Raw genomic sequence first — 15,474 nt, forward strand, 5'->3', positions numbered from 1 at the left:
TCCGGAAGGCGCCTTGGGGCCCCTCCCCGGACCCCTTCCTCGCCTCCCCCGCAACCCTGGGCAGGCGTGCCCCGTTCCCAGTCTGAGGGCTCCCGGCCAAACGCCCGCTCCCCCGCTGGATGGGGCCCTGTCCCCGCCCGGCCCGAGCTCCGCCAGTGGTTGCACGGAGGGTCTTTACGGCCCGGCGTTCAGGAAACTTTTTCCATATTTGGCGCCGTACTTGAGCCACAATCCCGCGGCGTTCTGATAAGAGACAAGCTTGAATCGCGGGGATGCCTGTGGGGGCTGCCGGCGATTTTCATGGGGTCAGAGGAAGGCGATCTTGCAAATGACGCGACCTTCCTTCGGCATTCGAAAGACATCGAGAGAGCTTTACCCGTCCAGCTGTTCGTAATTTCGGCCGGCCCCATCAAGGGGCGTTCTGGGCGCGGATGGCTGTGCGGCTTGCCTTTTCCGGCGATCCCCGTTCAAGAGGGCAACCGGGACCAGGTTCGAGAACGGGCATCTTGGGTCGTTGATTGGGGGACTTGGGTTGAACCACAGGACGTCACGCGGCGCTTACGGGCGTGAGACCGGGATCATCGATCTCGGCCACGAGCCGCCGCTGTCCGTCGATGGTTCTGAAGCCGCCGTGATCGACCGCCGCCGCGTCTCGGTGCAATGGTTCAGCGGGACAATTTTGACCGGACTTTGCGGCGCAGCCCTGATCGGCGGCGCCGTTTTCGCTTCGCTCGACGGCGAGATGACCTTCGCCAAGGTGCCGGAGCGGGTCGAAGGCGCGCTGCGCGGAGCATTCGGCGCCGCCGATCGCGCCGCCTCGCTGCACAAGAGCGACCGCCTGCCGCCGCCGAGCGAATCCACGGCCTCGCGCAACGTGATGCGCGTCTCGACCGTGGCCCGCGTCGGCAACCGTGACGTGATGCGGGTGCGTCCGTTCGTGCGGATCGCCGGCAATCTGTCGATGACGACGAGCGATCTGTCGGCGAAGATCCCGCCGTTCAACGCCCAGCGCCTGCTGACCGATGTCGGCTCCGACCCGAAGACGGCGTCCGACGATCCCAACAATCCCGAAGCCGTCGAGCCCGACGCGGAAGTGTCCTTCGTCACCAAGGACCTGTCGCCGGTGCTGCCGAAGGCCAAGATTTCCGCGGTGGTGGCACTCGACGACATCCTGATGCGGGTGCGCGATGCCGCCAATTGGCGCGGCAATGGCGGGGTGCGCTACGCCTCGCTCGCCAATGCGGCCGCCGACATCTCCGGCGCGACCGGTCCCTCCGAGATCAGAACCGCCTACGCGGCCGAGGTCTCACCGTCCGATCCTTATGCCGGCTTCGAGACGCGCGTGGTGCCGGAAAACGTCACGCTGCTGCCCAAGACCAAGGAGCAGATCACCGGCGGCAATCCCAACGGCGAACGCGTCCACATGGTCAAGAGGGGCGACAGCGTCGCTTCGGTGCTGCGCGATCTCGGCGCCAATGCCGACGAGATCAAGGCGATCACCGCGACGCTCGGACCGCGCGGCCGCGACGGCGGCCTGAAGGAAGGCGAGAAGCTTCGCATCCTGATGGCGCCCGCGAGCCCCGGCGCCCGCCTGCAGCCCTATCGCGTCGTGGTTGCAAACGACACGATGGTCGAAGCGATCGCGGCGCTGTCCGATCTCGGCAAGTACGTCGCCGTCGACGTCTCCAGCATGAACACCGTCGCTGATACTGCGGCCAACGCCAGCAGCGATGATGATGATGACGATGACGGCTCCGGCGTGCGGCTCTACCAGAGCATCTACGAGACCGCGATGCGCAACAAGGTCCCGATGCCCGTCATCGAGGACATGATCAAGATCTACTCCTACGACGTCGATTTCCAGCGCAAGGTGCAGCCCGGAGATTCCTTCGACGTGTTCTACGCCGGCGAGGACGAGGGCGTGACGTCGAGCGAAAAGAACGAGGTGCTGTTCGCCTCGCTCACCGTCGGCGGCGAGACCAAGAAATACTACCGCTACCAGAGCCCCGACGACGGCCTGGTCGACTATTACGACGAGACCGGCAAGAGCGCGAAGAAGTTCCTGGTCAGAAAGCCCGTCAACAACGCCATCATGCGCTCCGGCTTCGGCGGCCGCCGCCACCCGATCCTCGGCTACGTCAAGATGCATACCGGCGTCGACTGGTCCACCAGCTACGGCACGCCGATCTTCGCCTCCGGCAACGGCGTGATCGAGAAGGCGGGTCCCGAGGGCGGCTACGGCAAGTACATCCGCATCAAGCATTCCAACGGCTACGAGACCGCCTACGGCCACATGTCGGCCTTCGCCAAGGGCATGGAGGTCGGCAAGAAGGTGCGGCAGGGCCAGGTGATCGGCTTCGTCGGCTCCTCCGGCCTGTCGACCGGCCCGCACGTCCATTACGAGATCCTGGTCAACGGCCGCTTCGTCGACCCGATGCGCGTGAAGTTGCCGCGCGGCCGTTCGCTGGAGGGCCCGATGCTGGCAAGCTTCGAGAAGGAGCGCGACCGGCTCGACGGCATGATGAGCGGCCGCGGCGGCGCCATCGCCCGCATGTCGGACGCGACCGGCGGGCCGCTGCAGGTCACCAACCGGTAAATCGGCAGCCCGCCGGTATCGGCCGGCATTTTCAAACGGAATTTCAAACAAGAACGCTGCGCAGCCGGGCCGCTTCGCGGCGTTTCAACGTCAAGTTTCGTTTGCCAAAGCCGCCGGACGGGCGAATACTTTCCAAAAAACGGGAGGTCACGCCATGAAGAGCAGGCTCGCCTGCGCAGCCTTGGTTGCTGCGCTGTTCTCCACGACGAGCGCATCGGCCGACGGCTGGGAGGTCACGAGGCTCGTGCAGGGCTCGGCGTTCCACGGCGTGCACGGGCTCGGTGTCGACACGGCCGGCCATTTGTTTGCCGGCAGCGTCGCGGGTGCTGCGCTCTACGAGGTCGACATCGCCGGCGGCAACGCCAAGGTTGCGATTCCAGCACCGGTCGGGATGGCCGATGACATCGCATTCGCACCCGACGGCACCATGGCCTGGACCGGCTTCCTCGCCGGCGATCTCTACGCGCGCAAGGGCGACGGACCGATCAAGAAGCTCGCGTCCGGGCTTCCCGGCATCAACTCGCTCGCCTTCCGCAAGGACGGCAGGCTCTACGCCACCACCGTCTTCCTCGGCGATGCGCTCTACGAGATCGACGTCGAGGGCGTCAAACCGCCACGCCAGATCATGGAGAAGATGGGCGGCCTCAACGGCTTCGAGTTCGGTCCCGACGACAAGCTCTATGGTCCGCTCTGGTTCAAGGGCCAGGTCGCTAGGGTCGACGTCGACAAGGCCGAGCTGAGCGTCGTCGCCGACGGCTTCAAGGTTCCGGCCGCCGTGAACTTCGATTCCAAGGGCAACCTCTTTGTGATCGACACCGCGCTCGGCCAGCTCGTCCGGGTCGATCCGAAGTCCGGCGCCAAGACCATGGTCGCGCAGCTGAAGCCCTCGCTGGATAATCTCGCCATCGACGACAAGGACCGCATCTACGTCTCCAACATGGCCGACAACGGCATCCAGGAGGTCGATCCCGCGACCGGCCAGGCCAAGCAGATCATCATCGGCAAGCTCGCTTTGCCCGGCGGCATCGGTGTCACCTCGGAGAACGGCAAGGACACCATCCACGTCGCCGACTTGTTCGCCTATCGCACGGTGGACGCGGCGACCGGCGAGGTCACCGAGAAGGCGCGCATGCACGCTGCCGGCGTCACGCTCGAATATCCGATGAGCGCGACGGCAAAGGGCAACGACGTGGTCCTGTCGAGCTGGTTCACCGGCACCGTGCAGGTGATCGACGGCAAGACCGGCGCGACGCGCGAGATGCTGCACGACTTCAAGGCGCCGCATGACGCGGTCGTGCTCGCGGACGGCAGCATCCTGGTGGCCGAGCTCGGCACCAAGTCGCTGGTCAAGGTGAGCGGCGAGCACGGCAAGGACCGCACCACGCTGATCGGCGCGCTCGAAGGCCCGGTCGGCCTCGTTCGCGGGAAATCCGACGAGGTCTACCTGACCGAGGCGTTTGCGGGCCTCGTCTCCAGGATCGACAGCAACGGTGAAAAGACCGTGATTGCCAAGGAGCTGAAGATGCCGGAAGGCATCGCAAGAGGTCCCGAAGGCCAGCTCATCGTGGCGGAGGTCGGCGCCAAGCGGCTGATCGAGATCGCACCGGAGAGCGGAAAGATCACCGAGATCGCCGCCAATCTCCCGATCGGCCTGACCGGCGCACCCGGCGGCTTGCCGACACATGTCCCCACCGGCGTCGCCGTCGGCGCGACGGGTACGATCTACTTCAGCTCAGATGTCGAGAATGCGATCTACAAGGTGGTGAAGAAGTAGGAATGGCGCGCACGGGCCTGGCCCGGGAACCGGCACGCCGGTTCTCGGTTAGACGCTGACCGAAGCCAGCAGGAGGATCGCCCATGACGCGCCTCTCACGCGACGATGTCGTCAAGGCCGTGGACCGTGCCGACGACGTGACCATTGCCCAGATCATCGGAACCGGCGCGACCGCCGAAGAACTCGCTGAAGCCCAGGCCTGGCTCGCCAATGACGAGCCGATGATCAACGATCTGCGCCCGCTGGCGCAGGGCCGGGTGCGCGAGCTGGTGGATATTTTGTCGGAGCTCGAGGAGGAGGACGTGGAGTCGGGGCCGGCGGCCATGGGCCGGTGACAAGACGCAGGCCGGAGAAGCGAAGCTTCTTCGAACAGACGCGCGCCGACACGATGAAAGACGGCCCTCGGAGGCGCTGCCTCCCCAGGCATCGCGCGAGGCAAGCGATCGTAGGTTGCTCCAAGGTGGAGGCGTCCGTAAACTCCATGACCTTCTGCGCAGCCGACAGAATGATACCGATATTTGTTAAGGGTTCTCTAGCTCTTCTCTGCTGTGCCCTGTGCCTAGTCCCCGTCGATTGAGCTGGAACAACCCAATAGCCTCCTCGGGTGGAGCAGACACTGCGTTGGGATTCAGGTTTGATTCCGCGAGCGTTAGCGAGCGCAGCCGATTGCTGCGGAATGCCCTCCTTGCTGGCCTTGCCAATGCCAGCGCGCACGGGCGAGATTTCCTGCAACGGCTATCAATACAGGGTGCAGACCCGAAATGTGATTACGCTGGACATCAACAACATACAGTCGCCGAAATGCGAAATCTCTCTCAAGACATCGAGGAATCTCAAGAAACGACACAACCCCGATAATTTCTGCACGTTCCGGGGCCGCGCGGTGCGCCGAAGCGCGAACTACTACGTCGTTGACCGGATCACCGGGGGTAAAGGGGGATCAGTCGTTTTCGCTCGCCGCCCTGGCTGCCCTCAGGTGCGCATCGCCGAAAATGATCTCGATGGAAAAGTGACCTGTATCCTTGTCGGTCCAGTTCTCACCACCGCTTATTCCCCAACGGCGCTCCAGCTTTCTGAGTACCTCGCGGTGGCTGTCTATCCATTGGCGCACATCGTGAGCAACAACATCGCGGTCAGTCTGTGCCCAGTCGATCGCAAGTCCACGCGGATGTTGCGAACGATTATTGGGTCGTTCTCCGAAGCAACCAAGGTCACGGACCGGCGCCTCCCGCTCGATGAGGTCATTGAAGAAGCCGAGGAACTGCCCTGCGACCAACTTGTTGGTGTCTATCTTCTTTCCATTGGTGAACGTGATGGTCTGGTGTTCGCTCGCCGGAGAGATCGGCGTACCTGCCGGCACGTTGAATTTGCCTCCAACAGGTCCGCTGCCTACCGTGTCACCATCCATCTGCTCGGGAGGCTCCCCGTGAGCCGATATCGGCCCTGATGCTCCAATGGGAAGTGCAATGGATTCCCCTCCTTGCAGCTTCTTGGCTGGCACCTTGAATGGGCCTTCAAGAAAATAGCTTTCCGGATGATTTGGCTGTGCCGTAGGAAGATCTCCACCTCTCGTGCCCTTCGCGTATTGCTGTGTGGATACCGGCGGGGAAGCGTTGCCGGTCGCAATGAAGCCAAGCAAGGCTTCCGACCTGTTCGAGCCCGCGACAAGGACGGGGAGATAGTTCTTCAGGAAGTCCTCGAACTCTGCAGCGGTGACCGGACGCGAATAGGTCCCGTTCGCGCCGCCCTGATAATAGCCGTGGTCAAAGTTGTCCGATTTTGACCACAAGGCCCGGGCAAGCGAGTGGTCACGCGCCTGGGCTCGATTGAATGCGGTTTCAGCTTGAACGAATTTGGTGTCCGTTGGAGCGCCCCAGCCGACCTCGCCCTTGACCATGTCGGCCAGTTTCCTGACCAGGTCTGTCTTTTTGAGTTCACCAAGGAACTGCCTGCGGTCCATGCCATTGGCTATCCCTGTGATGGTTTGCGTACCGCTGAATTCTTCGCTACCCGAAAGTGGATCTTTCCGTCCTGCGGGAACGTCATCGCCAAAGAGATCTTGCTCGATCTCGTGAGCAAACCTGCGAACCTCGTCAAAGCCCGCGCCCATCTTGGCCGCGCATCGTTCCAGAACCTGTTTGATGGTGGCCGACCCGGTGGCGTTGAAGATGCTTTTGTTGAGGTTGAAGAACGCAGTCGCTGCGGCGGCATTCGGAAAAATTGTCCCGAGGACGGCGTTTGCCTTCTGGGTATTATCGGTGTTATTGGCCTGAAAAACCCTCGCCGACGCAACCGCTCCGAAACCATCGGTGCCAGCGAAAAGGTGAGCAAGGAAAAGATCGACTGAGTTCAATCCTCGATCGGTGATCGTAGCCGTGAGCAGATCCGCTGCCTTTACGGCGACAATCGCTGCCACGATGCATTGAACCGCCGGAAATTTGATCTGGTCAGTGCGAATGCCCGCCGCTTCAGGCGTGGCTATCAGAGTTGCCCAAGTCTCCTTCGTGAAACGATACACGCCAATGGCCGGGGCATCGGCGGGATCATCGGTCTTGACATCCGTAGCGGTCCATTGATCACCGCTCAACACGAAAGCCAGGGCATAAAGATACGCCACATTTGTCCCAAGTGCCGTGGCTTGCTGATAACAAATACTGGCAAAGTCTTCCCTGCTGACTTGTGTGGTGAACGGATTGAAGGCCTCCACGACTTCAACACCGGCGCCCTCGTCGACCAGAAACCTTGCGTTGACAAAGCCTTTTCGCTTGTCGACATCCGGGGGACCCATGGCCTCGACGAAAATCCACGTGACTGAGTGGTCATCAACCTGCTCGACCACAGAGGCCTGTGCACCCGTCTTGACCTTCTCTCCGCCAAAAATCAGAAGCGGAACCTCACCTACCTCGACCAGGCTCGAAGCGCCCCGCGGCTCCGTGCGAAGTGGAGTGGTTATATCACCCTTCATTAACGTCTCGGGCATGTTCGATTCCTGAGGTTAGACCAGGCGTATGAAAACGGCTTCATGCAGCAGTGCACTTGGTCAGAATCTCTTTGTAAGAATTGTTGTCCAGCGTATTCGGAATGGCTTCGATAGGGGTGGCACTCAAAGCCGGGATCGCTTTCTTTTTTGCAGCCTGAATTGCTGATCGGGTCAGCGCATCGATTTTGCCCGAGAATTTGTCCTTCAGATCAGGAAAGGCGCAGGGTGCAAGCAGTTTTTGCAGTGACACTATTCCGGCTCCAGTCGGGAAGGCAAACTTCTCGAATGCGTTGCTGTACCCGCGGTCCGTGCCCGTCTTATCGAGGGTGCAGTCCCCCGCAAGACGGATTGCTGTAGCTTCAAGCTGGCTGTTGATCTGGTTGTCGGTATTGTCGAACAGTCGTTCGCCCGGGCCGCTTTGTGCTGACCCGAGTTTGGCCTGCCTGATAGCGGCCCTCGTCGGGTCGTCGAAGCTTTTCGATTTTGAAACACACAGGTTCGACTGGATTTCTTGACCGATGGGTACGACCATGTTCTGTTCGAAGGGGTTCTTGCCACCCGACATGTTATCTTCTCGCGGCAGAGGCTTATTCTTGCCGACGCCCCCCAGCGGGTCTGTTGGGCTTTTGGGGATCGCATTGAGCAACGCGCCTGCCACCATCGACCTTCGGATTTGATCGGCATTACCCTTGTCGGCCGGCGTGTTACCCGCGACGCTGTCGCGCGTCCGCTGGTTGACTAGGTCTTCGATATAGAATGGCGTACAGATCAACATGTATTCACGCAACACGTGCACGGCATCGGGTTGATATGCGATATACCCCTTGAACGTCTCGCGATATTGCAGGCGTTTCTCACGGACCAGAACCGAGACGGTTGATTTCTCGATCTCGAAAAGCAACCGCGAGTAGTAGTTTGTGAAGGAATTGCTCGCCAGGCCGAAGGCCAAACCTGCGATGGCTATAGGCGCGGCGCCGACACCGGTTGTATACAACAACGCTTCGGTGAAAGTCCTCGTGTCGTGAATCTGGCTCAAGATGGCATTTCGGTCACGACGCCGACTAGCGAGCCAAGCGAGATAACTGTCGCAGCGACGATCGATATCGTTGAAACCCGCACTCACCAAAGCCGTCCAGTAGGCGCCGCCATACCGACTCGCATCGCAGGAGATGCGGCCATCAGGCGTCTCGGTCCTGAACCCTCCGGCCTGCTCACACAAATAAGAGAGATAGGCCTCCAGTCGGCGGGTTGATTCCGCCATATCTTCCACCGGCAGCTCAGTGCCAATGCCCACCTGGATCAGCTTCTCTTCGAGAGCCGAACTGCATCCCACCAGCAACAGGGCCAACCCCACGCATGCAAAAATTGCGCTTTTGCCTCGCTTCAAACGGCTGCCTATCATTTGAATGCCCCTGGACACGCTAGTCTCGTTCTCTCAGTCTTGTCCTGATGGTGCATTGGCCGGCCGCTCCGGCCCGTCATGCTCGCCAGCAGCCGCGTTCAAATTCGAGGCGACGATCGCAAAGGCGCGTTGCACGTCGTCGACCACGTCGCGCCGTCGGGTGTTGATGTTGCGGACCAGGACCCGCCAACGCGCGTATTCGCCGGCGTCGGCGCTTTCGCGCCAGAAGCGCAGAATGAAAACCTGATCCAAGAGCGGCTGTTGTGAGCTCATGGGCCGAACGTCGCATGCCGTGAACTCGGGCAGATCGCGCGATCGTTCCGGGATGCTGGCCCTTCGCTCACGGCGGCCTGCGGCGAGAATTCCGAAGCGATCACGACAGAATCACGACACGGCCGGGCAAGGCAGGGGCCTGTCCGGCCATGGCTTGGCCAAGCCCTGGTCAGGCTCGCGATATCAGATGGATTTGTGGACTGCGGCGCCTAGTTTACTGCACGCCGCCGCTCATCGCGGCTCATCAGCCCGACGCGCAAATGCTGGGCGTCGTCGGCGTTATGCAGATTCCTGATCTCGTCAATGACCGCACGCGTTGCTGGAAGCGGAGAAATTCCCAGCTCCTGCCGGATCATGGCGATCCAGTGATCGTAGTACCTGATGGCGTCGATACGCCTCTCATCGAGTGCAAGCAACGTCAGGAGATGTCGAACCAGTTCCTCGCGATAGGGATCAAAGCGCAGCGCGTGACGGGCGAGCAGGATCGCATCATGATAGTGGCCACAAAGTCCCAGATGACGGACGATGGTCATTGCCGACTGCACAAAAAGGGAATGCAATCGCTCGCGTTCCTCCAATATCCAGTCGGCATCTTCGCCGTCCAGGAATGGCCCCTCGTAGCGGTACAGGACGGCGAGAACCTGCTTCATCGTGGAAGGATCCACGTGCGCCTCAACGCCGTTGAGAGCGGCCTGTGCCGCTTCAAGCAGAGCCCAGGTGTCGACGTCCAGCCAAGACGTCCTCTCGAGAATAGTCTCCGAGCCGACGGTCCTGAGGCCATAGCCCTCTCTGTACTCCGGAGCCGACGCGAGCAGTTTTCGCAAACGCCAGATCGCAGAGTTCACGGCTCGGCGTCCTCTGTCGGAGTCCAACTCCGGCCAAAACAGGTCGATAAGTCGCTCGCGACGGTGCGGACGGTCCGGAAAGGTGAAAAGGAAGCCGGCCAATCTCCGTCCTGCTGGACCGAGATCCAACCAAATCTGCTCGTTACCGCGCGCAACCCGGCTGGCCCCCAGCAAACTAACGGTCAACACCGCCGCCCCTCCACGCAAAACACAACAAAAACTGCCTGTGGCGTTCAATCATCGCAGCTCGAAATTGCGAGCTCAGTCTAAAATTGTCGGTTACTCAAAGACTCGCGTGAAATCCTTGAGTTCTTGGCCGCGGGAATGCCGCGTCGACCGAGATGGAATTATGGCAACGGAGCCTATGGTTGTTCAACATCAATTTACATCCTGAGCGGATAACCGCAGTACGTGTGGCTTTTCAACGACACAACACGCGGATACCCGACCTGCTTCGCAAAAGCGAAAACCCTCCCCGCGCCGGCGGAGAGGGCTTTGAGGCACAGCTTGAACAGCACGTTGCAGACGTTATTCCGCGCGCAGCCGTGCGAACAATTCCGACGGCATCATGCCGAACATGTCGCGAAAGGCCGTGCTGAAATGCGCGGAGCTGGAAAAGCCCGCGCCATGCGCGGCCTCGGTCAGCGATTGGCCTTGTGCGACCGCCCGCGCGGCAGCGCCGACCCGGGACCAGATGCGGTAGCGGCGGAGCGGCACACCCGTGACGTCCTTGAAGAGATGCAGGAAGCGCGAGGACGAAAGCCCGGCCTTGCGGCCCAGTTCAGCAAGCGTGTGCGAACCGCCGGGCTCCTCGCGCATCCGCTCGATGGCGGCGGCAATTCTCGCATCCGGCTGCGGATTTGATCCGATCCCAAGCATATCGCGGGCTGCTTGCCGCGCGTCCTCTGATGCGAGGCGTCGTTCCGCAATGTCGCGGAACAGCGCGACGACCGACCTCTCGTCGATCAGGTCGAACGCGGCGCTTGATCCTACCTCCTTCATTCGTGAACGAAGCGCCTCGATATCGCGCCCGAGGGGATCGACATACAGAAAGGCGGTCGGTCCGGCGTCGATGCGGAGATGGTGCATACTGTTGGGCATGATCAGCACGCTGCGGGTCTGGCGATAAGACGGCGAGCGCGCCCTTGGATCGTTAGCTACGCCTATCGCCCCGTCGAGCGCGACGGCCAGCACGCCGGTAGCATTGCGGTGGGGAGTCAACCCGAAGGCTGGACCGAGATAGATCACCCGCGCGTCCCAATCGAGCATCCGCGCCTTCTTCGGCCCGCCGCTGGGCGGCGTGCTGATAGCCAGTTCCTGAAAGTCGGGAGGCGAGGTCATGCCTTATCATAGCGCACCAGCACAGCGCTGCCGATGACCCGGGAGATCACATCGATGAATAGAGTTCTTGTAGATGACGCCGCACAAATCGCCGCGATACGCGCCGCCGTCACGCGCTACGCGACCGCCTGGCAGGCCGGTGACCGCGCCGCGATCGCCGCCTGCTACCACGATGAATTCATGCTGCATTATGCCGGCCATAACCCGCTCGCCGGCACTCACCACGGCAAGACGGCCGCTCTTGCCACTCTGGCCGAGGTCGCACGCCGCTCCAACCGAAAACTTCTCGGCATCGATGAAGTGATGGCCGGACCGCGGCGCGGCGCCATTCTCGCACGGGAATCATTCAGCCGGGACGGTCGCACGGCTGAACTGGAACGGCTGCTGGTCTATGCCGTGCGCGAAGGCCTGCTGAGCGAATGCTGGGTCTACGACCGCGATCAGGCAGTGGTGGACGCGTTCTTCGCGGATTGAAAAACGCCCTCCGCGAGTTTGGCACGAAGGGCGTGTATTTCATCAGTTCAGCTTCCGCTTCGCCACCGGCGCCTCGAACTGCGCGATCTCCGCGGTCTGCGGCGCCTTGCCGTTGAAGGTCAGCACGTTGCCTTCGGACGAAATCGCGACGTTGTCGCCGTCCCTGATGTCGCCGGCGAGGATCATCTCGGCGAGCGGGTCCTGGAGGTAGCGCTGGATCACCCGCTTCAGCGGCCTTGCGCCGTAGGCGGGATCCCAGCCCTTGGCAGCTAACCAGTCGCGGGCGGCGGCATCGAGGCTGAGCACGATCTTGCGATCGGTCAGGAGCTTCTGGAGACGCGCGAACTGGATCTCGACGATCCGGCCCATCTCGCTGCGCTGCAGACGGTGGAACAGGATGATCTCGTCGACGCGGTTGAGGAATTCGGGGCGGAAGTGCGCCCGCACCATTCCCATCACCTGCTCGCGCACGGCCGCGGTGTCCTCGCCCTCCGGCTGGTTCACCAGATATTCCGAACCGAGGTTGGAGGTCATGATGATCAGCGTGTTGCGGAAGTCGACGGTGCGGCCTTGGCCGTCGGTCAGGCGGCCGTCGTCGAGCACCTGCAACAGGACGTTGAAGACGTCAGGATGCGCCTTCTCGATCTCGTCGAACAGCACGACCTGGTAGGGCCGGCGACGCACCGCTTCGGTGAGCGCACCGCCCTCGTCATAGCCGACATAGCCGGGAGGCGCGCCGATCAGCCGCGAGACCGAGTGCTTCTCCATGTATTCGGACATGTCGAGGCGGACCATCGCGGTCTCGTCGTTGAACAGGTACTCCGCCAAGGCTTTGGTCAGCTCGGTCTTGCCGACGCCGGTCGGCCCCAAGAACATGAACGAGCCGGTGGGGCGGTTCGGGTCCTGCAGGCCGGCGCGCGAGCGGCGCACGGCGGTTGCGACCGCACGCACGGCCTCGGCCTGGCCGACGACGCGCTTGCCGAGCTGCAGCTCCATCTTCAGGAGCTTCTCCTTCTCGCCTTCCAGCATCTTGTCGACGGGCACGCCGGTCCAGCGCGAGACCACCTGCGCGATATGGTTGGCGGTGACCGCCTCCTCCATCATCTCGCCGGAATTCTCCTTGGCCTCGATGTCCGCGAGCTGCTTCTCGAGCTGCGGGATCCGGCCATAGGCCAGCTCGCCGGCCTTCTGGAATTCGCCGCGCCGCTGCGCGTTGGCGAGCTCGACACGAAGAGCGTCGAGCTCGGCCTTCAGCTTCTGGGCGTCGGAGAGCTTGCTCTTCTCCGCGCTCCAGCGCGCCGTCAGCGCCGCCGACCTCTCCTCGAGCTCGGCGAGGTCCTTCTCCAGGGTCTGGAGCCGGGACTTGGAGCCGACATCGCTTTCCTTCTTCAGCGCCTCCTGCTCGATCTTGAGCCGGATGATCTCACGATCGAGCGAATCCAGCTCTTCCGGCTTCGAATCGACCTGCATCTTCAGCCGCGCCGCGGCCTCGTCCATGAGGTCGATCGCCTTGTCGGGCAGGAAGCGGTCGGTGATGTAGCGGTTGGACAGCGTCGTCGCCGCCACAAGCGCGGAATCGGTGATCCGCACGCCATGATGCTGCTCGTATTTGTCCTTCAGCCCGCGCAGGATCGAGATGGTGTCCTCGACCGAGGGCTCGCTGACGAAGATCGGCTGGAAGCGCCGCGCCAGCGCGGCGTCCTTCTCGACGTGCTTCTGATATTCGTCGAGCGTGGTCGCGCCGATGCAGTGCAGCTCGCCGCGCGCAAGCGCCGGCTTGAGCAGGTTGGAGGCGTCCATCGCGCCGTCGCCCTTGCCGGCGCCGATCAGCGTGTGCATCTCGTCGATGAACAGGATGAAGGTGCCCTCGCTGCCGGTCACTTCCTGCAGCACGGCCTTCAGCCGCTCCTCGAACTCGCCGCGATACTTCGCGCCGGCGATCAGTGCGCCGAGGTCGAGCGAGAGCAGCTTCTTGTCCTTCAGGCTCTCCGGCACGTCGCCGTTGACGATGCGCAGCGCGAGACCTTCGGCGATGGCGGTCTTGCCGACGCCGGGCTCGCCGATCAGGACGGGGTTGTTCTTGGTCCTACGCGAGAGCACCTGGATGGTGCGGCGGATTTCCTCGTCGCGGCCGATGACCGGATCGAGCTTGCCGTCGCGCGCGGCCTGGGTCAGGTCGCGGGCATATTTCTTCAGGGCGTCATAGGCGTTCTCGGCGGTGGCAGAGTCGGCCGTGCGGCCCTTGCGCAGCGCCTCGATCGCCGCGTTGAGGTTTTGCGGCGTGACGCCGCCCTTATTGAGGATGTTGCCGGCCTCGCTGGTCTTCTCCAGCGTCAGCCCGAGCAAAAGCCGCTCGACCGTGACGAAGCTGTCGCCGGCCTTCTCGCCGGCCTTTTCGGCGGCATCGAAAGTGCGGGCCAGCTCGGGCGCGAGGTAGATCTGCCCGGCGCCGCCGCCGGAGACCTTCGGCACCTTGTTGAGGGCGTCCTCGGTCGCCTTCAGAATTGCACGGGAATTGCCGCCAGCGCGGTCGATCAAACCGGCGGCGAGCCCCTCATTGTCGTCCAGCAGGACCTTCAGCACGTGCAGGGTGGAGAACTGCTGGTGCCCCTCGCGCATCGCGAGCGACTGCGCGGACTGGATGAAGCCCCTGGAGCGTTCGGTATATTTCTCGATGTTCATCTTTTCTGTCCCTCGGCCTGCCCTCAGGGCCCTCTAAGGCACCCCGAACGGCATCTTCATTGGGTTTCCGCCTGATGCGTTGACGTTCCTCAACACAGCAAGCGGTCGCTTATCAGCCGGCGCTGGCGCCGGCCTGACCCAGATGTGGGAAGCGTGCCCTCGGATCGGTAGAGGCGAGTTCACAATTTCGTGCGCTGATCCGACCGCTTGGCGACGGCCCGCCGAATCCCCTAAGTAGCGGCATGACAGCCAGCCATACTGCCGAAATCACCGGCCTCTACCGCTACCCGATCAAGGGCCTGACGCCGGAAGCCCTGCCCCGCGTCACCTTGCGGCGGGGAGAGACCTTGCCCGCCGACCGTCGCTACGCCATCGAGAACGGCCCGAGCGGGTTCGATCCCGAGGCGCCCGAATGGAAGCCGAAAATCCAGTTCCTGATGCTGGCGCGCAATGAGCGGCTGGCCGCGCTCGACAGCCGGTTCGACGACGCCAGCAACGTGCTGACCATCCGCAAGGACGGCCAGATCGTCGCCAGCGGCGATCTCGAGACCGCCGCCGGGCGCGCCGCCATCGAGGCCTATTTCCGCGACGACTTCCAGCCCGAGTTGAAGGGCCCGCCCAAGCTTCTCTCCGGCCGCGACCACAGCTTCTCCGACGTCGCCCGCAAGGTCGTCTCCATCATCAATCTGAACAGCGTCCGCGCCATCGAGACCATGCTCGGCGGCGTCGCCGTACATCCGCTGCGCTTCCGCGCCAATCTCTACGTCAAGGGCTGGCCGGCCTGGTCGGAGCTCGACCTCGTCGGCCAGACGCTTGCGATCGGGCAGGCCCGGCTGAAGGTGATCAAGCGCATCGTCCGCTGCCCGGCCACCAATGTCGACCCTGAAACCGCCAGGCGCGATCTCGAGATACCACCGACGCTCTCGCGCCATCTCGGCCACATGGACTGCGGCATCTATGCCGAGGTGATCGCCGATGGTGAGGTCGGCGTGGGTGATGTGGTGGCGGTGGAAGAGCCGAGGCTCGTCTGAGCTAGCGTAGGGTGGGCAAAGCGAAGCGTGCCCACCGTTGCCGCTAGCGAACGCTGACATACCGCCGGTAGGCACG

General features: G+C 62.6%; 12 protein-coding genes. 5 read left to right on the forward strand and 7 right to left on the reverse strand.

The window, feature by feature from the left end:
- Nucleotides 1–532: 532 nt before the first annotated feature.
- From AB7M16_RS15270 to AB7M16_RS15280, 3 genes are all read left to right on the forward strand, one after another.
- Nucleotides 533–2,596 carry a M23 family metallopeptidase gene (locus tag AB7M16_RS15270; RefSeq protein ID WP_453944372.1) on the forward strand — a complete coding sequence of 688 codons (2,064 nt, stop codon included), beginning with the start codon at nucleotides 533–535 and terminating at the stop codon, nucleotides 2,594–2,596.
- A 154-nt stretch (nucleotides 2,597–2,750) separates the two neighbouring features.
- Nucleotides 2,751–4,370, forward strand: a complete 1,620-nt coding sequence (locus tag AB7M16_RS15275) for a hypothetical protein (RefSeq protein ID WP_453944373.1) — start codon at nucleotides 2,751–2,753, stop codon at nucleotides 4,368–4,370.
- A gap of 83 nt (nucleotides 4,371–4,453) precedes the next feature.
- Entirely contained in the window at nucleotides 4,454–4,705 is a 252-nt protein-coding gene (locus tag AB7M16_RS15280; protein WP_212259992.1) for a hypothetical protein, read from the forward strand.
- A gap of 186 nt (nucleotides 4,706–4,891) precedes the next feature.
- Here AB7M16_RS15280 and AB7M16_RS15285 read toward each other — a convergent pair whose 3' ends face one another.
- From AB7M16_RS15285 to AB7M16_RS15310, 6 genes are all read right to left on the reverse strand, one after another.
- On the reverse strand, nucleotides 4,892–5,071 hold the full coding sequence (locus AB7M16_RS15285; RefSeq protein ID WP_453944374.1) for a transglycosylase SLT domain-containing protein: 180 nt from the start codon (nucleotides 5,069–5,071) through the stop codon (nucleotides 4,892–4,894).
- A gap of 239 nt (nucleotides 5,072–5,310) precedes the next feature.
- Complete coding sequence (locus AB7M16_RS15290) at nucleotides 5,311–7,350, reverse strand: hypothetical protein (RefSeq protein ID WP_453944375.1); 2,040 nt, start codon at nucleotides 7,348–7,350, stop codon at nucleotides 5,311–5,313.
- Between the two features lie 40 nt (nucleotides 7,351–7,390).
- Nucleotides 7,391–8,770 (reverse strand): hypothetical protein, encoded by a 1,380-nt coding sequence (locus AB7M16_RS15295; protein WP_453944376.1) that lies wholly within the window; start codon nucleotides 8,768–8,770, stop codon nucleotides 7,391–7,393.
- 15 nt (nucleotides 8,771–8,785) lie between these two features.
- A complete protein-coding gene (locus AB7M16_RS15300; protein WP_212259984.1) occupies nucleotides 8,786–9,025 on the reverse strand; it encodes a hypothetical protein in 240 nt (79 codons plus the stop codon).
- A 209-nt stretch (nucleotides 9,026–9,234) separates the two neighbouring features.
- On the reverse strand, nucleotides 9,235–9,870 hold the full coding sequence (locus AB7M16_RS15305) for a bacterial transcriptional activator domain-containing protein (RefSeq protein ID WP_212259982.1): 636 nt from the start codon (nucleotides 9,868–9,870) through the stop codon (nucleotides 9,235–9,237).
- Between the two features lie 528 nt (nucleotides 9,871–10,398).
- Entirely contained in the window at nucleotides 10,399–11,211 is an 813-nt protein-coding gene (locus AB7M16_RS15310) for a helix-turn-helix domain-containing protein (RefSeq protein WP_453944377.1), read from the reverse strand.
- A gap of 33 nt (nucleotides 11,212–11,244) precedes the next feature.
- Between AB7M16_RS15310 and AB7M16_RS15315 the strand changes: the two genes are divergently transcribed.
- Nucleotides 11,245–11,685, forward strand: a complete 441-nt coding sequence (locus AB7M16_RS15315) for a nuclear transport factor 2 family protein (RefSeq protein ID WP_246709097.1) — start codon at nucleotides 11,245–11,247, stop codon at nucleotides 11,683–11,685.
- A 42-nt stretch (nucleotides 11,686–11,727) separates the two neighbouring features.
- Here the strand turns inward: AB7M16_RS15315 and clpB are convergent, their stop codons facing one another.
- The gene (gene clpB / locus AB7M16_RS15320; RefSeq protein ID WP_453944378.1) at nucleotides 11,728–14,367 is read right to left on the reverse strand and encodes an ATP-dependent chaperone ClpB; all 2,640 of its coding nucleotides are present in this window, start codon (nucleotides 14,365–14,367) and stop codon (nucleotides 11,728–11,730) included.
- 242 nt (nucleotides 14,368–14,609) lie between these two features.
- Between clpB and AB7M16_RS15325 the strand changes: the two genes are divergently transcribed.
- The gene (locus AB7M16_RS15325) at nucleotides 14,610–15,398 is read left to right on the forward strand and encodes an MOSC domain-containing protein (RefSeq protein ID WP_453944379.1); all 789 of its coding nucleotides are present in this window, start codon (nucleotides 14,610–14,612) and stop codon (nucleotides 15,396–15,398) included.
- Nucleotides 15,399–15,474 lie beyond the last annotated feature (76 nt).

It is taken from the genome of Bradyrhizobium sp. USDA 372, from assembly GCF_053629095.1.

Coding starts and splice junctions, on each gene's coding strand:
- AB7M16_RS15310 (WP_453944377.1), bottom strand. CDS start 11,211: ATGACCTCGCCTCCCGACTTTCAGGAACTGGCTATCAGCACGCCGCCC.
- AB7M16_RS15325 (WP_453944379.1), top strand. CDS start 14,610: ATGACAGCCAGCCATACTGCCGAAATCACCGGCCTCTACCGCTACCCG.
- AB7M16_RS15275 (WP_453944373.1), top strand. CDS start 2,751: ATGAAGAGCAGGCTCGCCTGCGCAGCCTTGGTTGCTGCGCTGTTCTCC.
- clpB (WP_453944378.1), bottom strand. CDS start 14,367: ATGAACATCGAGAAATATACCGAACGCTCCAGGGGCTTCATCCAGTCC.
- AB7M16_RS15280 (WP_212259992.1), top strand. CDS start 4,454: ATGACGCGCCTCTCACGCGACGATGTCGTCAAGGCCGTGGACCGTGCC.
- AB7M16_RS15300 (WP_212259984.1), bottom strand. CDS start 9,025: ATGAGCTCACAACAGCCGCTCTTGGATCAGGTTTTCATTCTGCGCTTC.
- AB7M16_RS15290 (WP_453944375.1), bottom strand. CDS start 7,350: ATGCCCGAGACGTTAATGAAGGGTGATATAACCACTCCACTTCGCACG.
- AB7M16_RS15315 (WP_246709097.1), top strand. CDS start 11,245: ATGACCCGGGAGATCACATCGATGAATAGAGTTCTTGTAGATGACGCC.